The organism is Cetobacterium sp., assembly GCF_048470075.1.
In the GTDB taxonomy this organism is placed as follows: Bacteria; Fusobacteriota; Fusobacteriia; order Fusobacteriales; family Fusobacteriaceae; genus Cetobacterium_A.
In genome coordinates, this window is the sequence record NZ_DBGBQB010000006.1 from 1 (window position 1) to 6,219 (window position 6,219).

The 6,219-nt window shown below is 30.2% G+C and carries 7 protein-coding genes and 1 pseudogene; 1 reads left to right on the forward strand and 7 read right to left on the reverse strand.

Features of this window, described 5'->3' with window-relative positions; translation table 11 throughout:
* Positions 1–69: 69 nt before the first annotated feature.
* A complete protein-coding gene (locus ACMOUI_RS00165; RefSeq protein WP_418963724.1) occupies positions 70–1,338 on the reverse strand; it encodes a Gfo/Idh/MocA family protein in 1,269 nt (422 codons plus the stop codon).
* Between the two features lie 158 nt (positions 1,339–1,496).
* Between ACMOUI_RS00165 and ACMOUI_RS00170 the strand changes: the two genes are divergently transcribed.
* Positions 1,497–2,471: a LacI family DNA-binding transcriptional regulator gene (locus ACMOUI_RS00170; RefSeq protein ID WP_418963725.1), complete on the forward strand. Its 975-nt coding sequence runs from the start codon at positions 1,497–1,499 to the stop codon at positions 2,469–2,471.
* Positions 2,472–2,526: 55 nt separating this feature from the next.
* Here ACMOUI_RS00170 and ACMOUI_RS00175 read toward each other — a convergent pair whose 3' ends face one another.
* The 6 genes and pseudogenes from ACMOUI_RS00175 to ACMOUI_RS00200 form a co-directional block, all read right to left on the reverse strand.
* Complete coding sequence (locus tag ACMOUI_RS00175; protein ID WP_418963726.1) at positions 2,527–2,826, reverse strand: HPr family phosphocarrier protein; 300 nt, start codon at positions 2,824–2,826, stop codon at positions 2,527–2,529.
* Positions 2,827–2,873: 47 nt separating this feature from the next.
* Positions 2,874–3,536 (reverse strand): class II aldolase/adducin family protein, encoded by a 663-nt coding sequence (locus ACMOUI_RS00180; RefSeq protein WP_418963727.1) that lies wholly within the window; start codon positions 3,534–3,536, stop codon positions 2,874–2,876.
* Positions 3,537–3,542: 6 nt separating this feature from the next.
* Positions 3,543–4,147: pseudogene (locus ACMOUI_RS00185) on the reverse strand (1-phosphofructokinase family hexose kinase).
* A 62-nt stretch (positions 4,148–4,209) separates the two neighbouring features.
* A complete protein-coding gene (locus ACMOUI_RS00190) occupies positions 4,210–4,455 on the reverse strand; it encodes a hypothetical protein (protein WP_418963728.1) in 246 nt (81 codons plus the stop codon).
* Positions 4,456–4,457: 2 nt separating this feature from the next.
* Positions 4,458–5,822, reverse strand: a complete 1,365-nt coding sequence (locus ACMOUI_RS00195) for a PTS galactitol transporter subunit IIC (RefSeq protein ID WP_418963729.1) — start codon at positions 5,820–5,822, stop codon at positions 4,458–4,460.
* A gap of 18 nt (positions 5,823–5,840) precedes the next feature.
* A complete protein-coding gene (locus ACMOUI_RS00200; protein WP_418963730.1) occupies positions 5,841–6,116 on the reverse strand; it encodes a PTS sugar transporter subunit IIB in 276 nt (91 codons plus the stop codon).
* Positions 6,117–6,219 lie beyond the last annotated feature (103 nt).

Below are 6,219 nucleotides of genomic sequence, written 5' to 3' on the forward strand. Positions count from 1 at the left end.
ACGATTATTGAGATATTTGAGAATTTTGAAAATAATTAAAGGGGTTAGCCTAATGGTTAACCCCTTTTTTTAGTTAAATCTATTTAAATATTCATCCATATAGATAACTTTTCCACTGACCCTTGAATCTTCTGCTGCAAAAGCCATTATATGACTTTCTAGGGATGTTCTTGGATTGGTTCTAGAATCCTCTTGTTTTCCTAGACATAGACTTATAAAATCATTCATCAATCCCGTATCTCCTCCTCCATGTCCACCTTCTAAAACATCTGGAATAATCTCAGTTTTCTTTCCATTTGCAAAACGTCCATTTCCTTTTCCAAATTCATAGACCTCTATATGGTTTTTTGCATCATTTCCTCTTATTTCACCCTTTGTTCCCATAATCTTTATAGTTCTACAAACCTCATCTGTAAATGCACAAAGATTAAAAGTTACATTTACTCCATTTTCAAACTCTATTATTGAAACCATATTATCAACAACATTATTATCACATTTATAGACACATCTTCCATATTGGTTATGCTCTAAAGACTTTGTCAAAGCCTCTTCTGTTTGTATTTCACTGGCTACTAAAGTTGGCCAAGCTCCAATATTGTTATAGTATATTTTTTTAGGTGAATATATACAACTATCTATATACTTACACTCTAGACATCTATCTGCTGATCCTTCTGGAGCATTTTCTTTTCTAAAATATTTTAAATTTCCAAAAGAAGCTATTTTTTTACAAGGAGTTCCATTTAAAAGCCAAGATAAAATATCCAAATCATGACAACTTTTTTGTAAAATAAGAGGACTTGTTTCGTTGGAGTTTCTCCAGTTACCTCTCACAAAACTATGGGCAAAGTGGAAGTTTCCTATATTTTCATTGTGTTGTATATCAACTACTTCTCCAATTATTCCACTGTCTATTAACTCTTTTAGTTTACTAAAAAATGGAGTATATCTAAGCACATGGCAGACCATTACTTTAACTCCATACTTTTCAGCCATTTTAACTATATCAATACACTCTTCAACCCTGTTTGACATAGGTTTTTCAAGAAGAATATCATACCCTTTTTTCATAGCGAGCTCCATAGGTTCAAAGTGCATATCATCCCCCGTCGCTAAAATTACTGCATCACAAAATTTATCTCTCTCTAAAAACTCCTCCCAAGAGTTAAAAATATACTCTGGTAAAATTCCATGAGCTTTTATCATTTGATCTCTTTTTATAGGATTTGGTTCTGCTACAGCTATAATCTCTGCCTCATCACTATTTTTTAGAATAAAATTAGCATATACATCTTTTCCTCTATTTCCTGCTCCTATTACACCAACTCTTAACATAAAATTTCCCTCCTGGTTTTGAATACGTATACATTTGTTTTAATGTGAGTATAGTTCATGATTTTTGAAATGTCAAATTTTTTTTCATAAAAATTTGCTTATACCAGTTTTATGAGTTATTATCTCTATGTATAGTTTAATTTAATAGGGGAGAATATATGAAAAATAAGAGAATGACCATGACAGAGCTTGCCAATTTAGTTGGTGTATCTCAAGCTACAGTTTCAAGAGCTATCAACCAACCAGAAAAAGTTAAGCCAGAAGTGAGAGAAAAAATACAGTATTTTATAGATAAATACAGATTTATTCCTAATGAAAATGCTAAAACTATGAGAGGTATAGGGAGTAAAATTTTAGGATTTATTGTCTTTAGTTTTTCCAACTACTACTATCTAGATATGATTAAATATGCTGAAAAACTAGCTAGAGAAAAGGGATACAGTCTACTTGTTATGAACTCTGAAAAAAATGCTCAGTTTGAATTTGAGCATATTAAAATGATGCTTGCTAGAAATGTAGAGGGAATACTTATCGCTCCTGTAGATGAACAAAATCTTGATTTTTTAGAGACTACTAATGTTCCATTTGTGGCTTTAAACGAGGATTTTCCAGGGCATAACTATGTTACAACCTCCCTTGTAGAAGGTGGAGAGATTGCCACTAAACACCTTATTGAACAGGGACATAAAAATATCGGATATATTGGTGGACACAATAGAAAATACAATCCAAAACTTGATGGAGTAAAAAAAGTATTAAAGGAAAATAACCTTAACTTTAAAACGGATTCATTTATTAAAGTCGACACTGTCGCTCTAACGGGAGATGAAATTGAAAAAGTTTTACAGAATAAAAAACTTTTATGTAGTGCCTATGTTGCCTCTAATGACGAGGTTGCTTGTCTATTTATGAAAAAAGCCATTAAAGCTGGATATAAAATACCTGAAGATATAGCTTTAGTTGGATTCGATAATACAATAGTGTCTAAGCTTTTGGATATTACAAGTATCACTCAACCCACAGAATCTATGGTTAAAGCTGGAATTGAAATTGTTTTAGCTGGAGAAAAAACAAAAAAAGAGATTCAACTATCACCAGGAATTGAGATTAGAAAAAGTAGCATAAATATATAATAAAAAAATAATGGGAGATTTGAATTTACATCTCCCTAATATTTCTCAAATATTCTTATTCTTCGCTCTTTTTATAAAATATTTCAGGCTCTATATCGCCTTCATTATCTTCGCCAAAATTATCTTTAAATAATTTATTAAATTCCCATATCGCTTTATCTGCATCTTTTCCTTCTAGTATAAATTTTAATTTAGTCCCTTTTGTAGCTCCTAATTTAAGTAGTGACAAATTGGCTTCCTTCTCTCCATAAAATATTTTTATGGTTGAATCATACTTTAAAGCTAATTGAACTATTTTTGTGGCTGGTCTAGAGTGTAGCCCATTTTTATTATTTACAACTAATTCTAACTCCATTTATTCCCCCTTTTATTAATGTATTAATTCCAAGTTAAAATTAGTACTTATTCTTCTAAGTTGTAGTTGCAGCTATTATTTTCTTCTCCTAATATTATATGCTCACTTAATTTTAATATTCTTGTTTGTATATTTACATAGGCCTCATACTCCACTCTTTCCAAGATATCTAATCCAGCTTTTATTCCCTTATTATCGACAACCACAATTCCATGCTTATTTAATAACATTACTATAGGATTTTTTTCAATCTCCATTTTCCTAGTTCTCACATATTCTCTTACATTTTTTGCTAAAAGCTCACTTGTTGCTGGAGCAAAAGGTAGTGTTATAATCTCACCTAGCTTTTGTGTAGACTCTGTTATTCTTGGAAATGGAAATCCTGAACAGGCAAAAACCATAGATTCTTTAGGATGAGCGTGTAGTATTGCTTTAGCATAAGGAGTTTCTTCATATATAGCCATATGCATATTTATCTCTCTCGTTAAACTTCCATCTCCTTCTATAATATTTCTATCTTTATCTATAACTAAAATATCTTCTGGTTTTAATCTACAAAACTTTTGTTGGGACATCAATGTTGGAGATATTAGGTAAAAATTATCATTTATCTTACTACTAAAATTCCCTCCTGCTGCGTTTGTTAAATTTCTATTAAAAGCTACTTCTGCAACTTCACACATCTCTCTTCTTTCATTTTCAAATAACATAAACTCTCACCTCCACTTATTTACTTTAATTTTTGCTAATAGACTCGCAGTTTCTTCACTATTAAAACCAGAACTTTCTTTTTTAGTAGCTTTTGAAGCACTTATTGCAGTTGCAAAAACTACTGCATCTAACAGATTCTTTTTTTCATTTAATTGTGATATTAATCCACCTACAAAAGAGTCTCCACATCCAGTGTCATTTATTTCATTTATTTTGGGAGCATATATCCTAAATATATTTCCCTCTTCTGTCGATAATATACTTCCCTCTTTTCCCAATGATAAAACTATATTTTTAGCTCCCATTAAATGAATTTTTTCCAAATATTTATCAACTTTAAAAGTTCTAAAAATTCTGATAAATTTGGTTTTATTAAATATGGTTTTTGCTTAAGTGCCTCTTCTAAATATATACCCGCTGTATCTACAAAAACTTCTCCCCCTTTATTTTTAACAATCTCTATTAGATAATTATATTTTTTTAAAGAGATTCCAGGAGGTGGACTTCCTGCAAATATTGCAAAATCATTTTCCTCTATATTCATTTCAATATAATTTATCATTTTCTGATAACTTTTTTCTTCTATAGTAAATCCTTTCTCTGTTATCATTATGCTTCCTTCATTTAAATTATCTATTAGAATAGTTGAAACTCTGGTTAAATCATCTTGCTCTATGAAAAAAAACTGACTCCATAACTCTTTAATAACTCTTTCAGTATAGCCCAATTTTTACTTCCTAAAAAACCTATAGCTATATTTTTAACTCCTAATTGGGAAAGTATTATTGAAACATGAGTAGCCTTTCCACCTACATCATAGTTAATCTCTTCAATTTTATTATTCTCTCTTTTTTTTATGGGAAAATTAAATTTTAAAATTTTATCTATTGCAGGATTTAAGGTGAATGTAAAAATCATTATTATACATCCTCTCCATTAAATTTTTTTTGTAACTCTATATTTCTTTGTTTCATCTCCTTAGAAAAAAATAGATATAATATTCCCCAAATAACTAAGATAATAATTCCAATAAATTTACCTTGAACAATTTGTCCAGTTTGAACAAAAATCCATCTAAGAACAGGAGTCTCAATTGATGACCATGTTATCAACTGATTTTGTGGAATTGTTATTGTATTTATATTAGAGGCTAGTTTTGTTATTATTGGTGCAAAATATGTTGCCGAATATAGGTACAACGGAACACTTATTACTCCTAATGTAAACATTCTTATTAAATTCCCTCTACTTAAAATCATAACTGAAACTGCTAAACCTATATTAATTATCCCTCCAAACGGTAGTACTGTATTCTTGGGTAATATAACAGCAAACACCAACGTTATTGGAACTAAAACTATTGCCGTTACCCATATTTCTGATGACCCGGCCATTATAGGCCAATCTAAACCAATATTAAAATTTCTATCTGGAAATTTATTTTTCATATATTCAGATGCTGCCTCTGAAATTGGTGAAAGAGCCTGCATAAATAATTTTGCAACCATTGGAAATAATACCAATGCAGTTCCAGCTTGAACCCCCAAAGTTAACGATTTACTAAAATTATATCCTGACGAAAATCCTATTAAAACTCCAATTACAAATCCCATAACATGATTTTCTGCAAAAATTCCTATTTTATCTCTCAAAATTTCAGCGTCCATTTTTTTATTCATTATAGGTATTTTTCTTAAAAGTAAATCTATAGGATACAATATAACCATACTTAGTAACATTGAGTGAGAACATCCAACCCCTGGAATGTGAGTGACCTCTTGAACCGATTTTTGTGTTAAATCACACATCTTAAGTTCTAATACAACTTGAATTCCAGCAATAACTAAAGCTATGTATATACTTCCTGTTAAGGAGGATACTAAAGCTGCTGTAAATACCTTTCCCCAAACATTCCATAAATCTACATTCAAAGTATCTGTCTTATTAAAAGCTAACATAACTATATTTATCAATATTTGAATTGGAAAAAGAAAAAATGCATAAGGCCATGCCCAAGCTATAGTTGAAGCTGGAGACCATCCTGTGTCTATTGCATTTAACGCTATCCCTGTATTTCTGACTAAACTCTCTGATGCTGGTCCTATACTATTAAACATAAACCCTATTACAGTACCCATTCCTATAAATGCAACTCCCAATGTTAGGGCAGAACTAAATGCATCTTTAAATTTCATTTTTACAATTAACCCAACAGTAAGCATAACTATAGGTAAAAATATATGTGCACCTAAATCATTTAATATATAATTCAGAATATTGTCCATATTTACCCCCCTTTTTATTTATTTTAAAATATCAATTAATTTTTCTAATTCTTTTTCTTGATCCACTCCTGTTAAAAATGGTATTCCACTGATTACTGGAATTGATAGTTCCTGTTTTAGGGGAACTATCGATATATATACATCACTAGTTTTTAAATGCATGGAAATAGATTTTATATCTACTGCTTCAACTTTCACATTTAATCCTTTTGCTTTCAATAATCTTTCAACTTTTGATGCAACAGTTTGTGATGTTGCAACTCCTGATCCACATGCTACAATTATCTTTTTCATTCTACTCCCTCCTAATTAAATTTTTCTCTGATTTTATTTAAAATTTGTTTTTCACTTTGACAATTAATAATCTCTTTAATTGCCTCATCTTCTAAGAAAATTT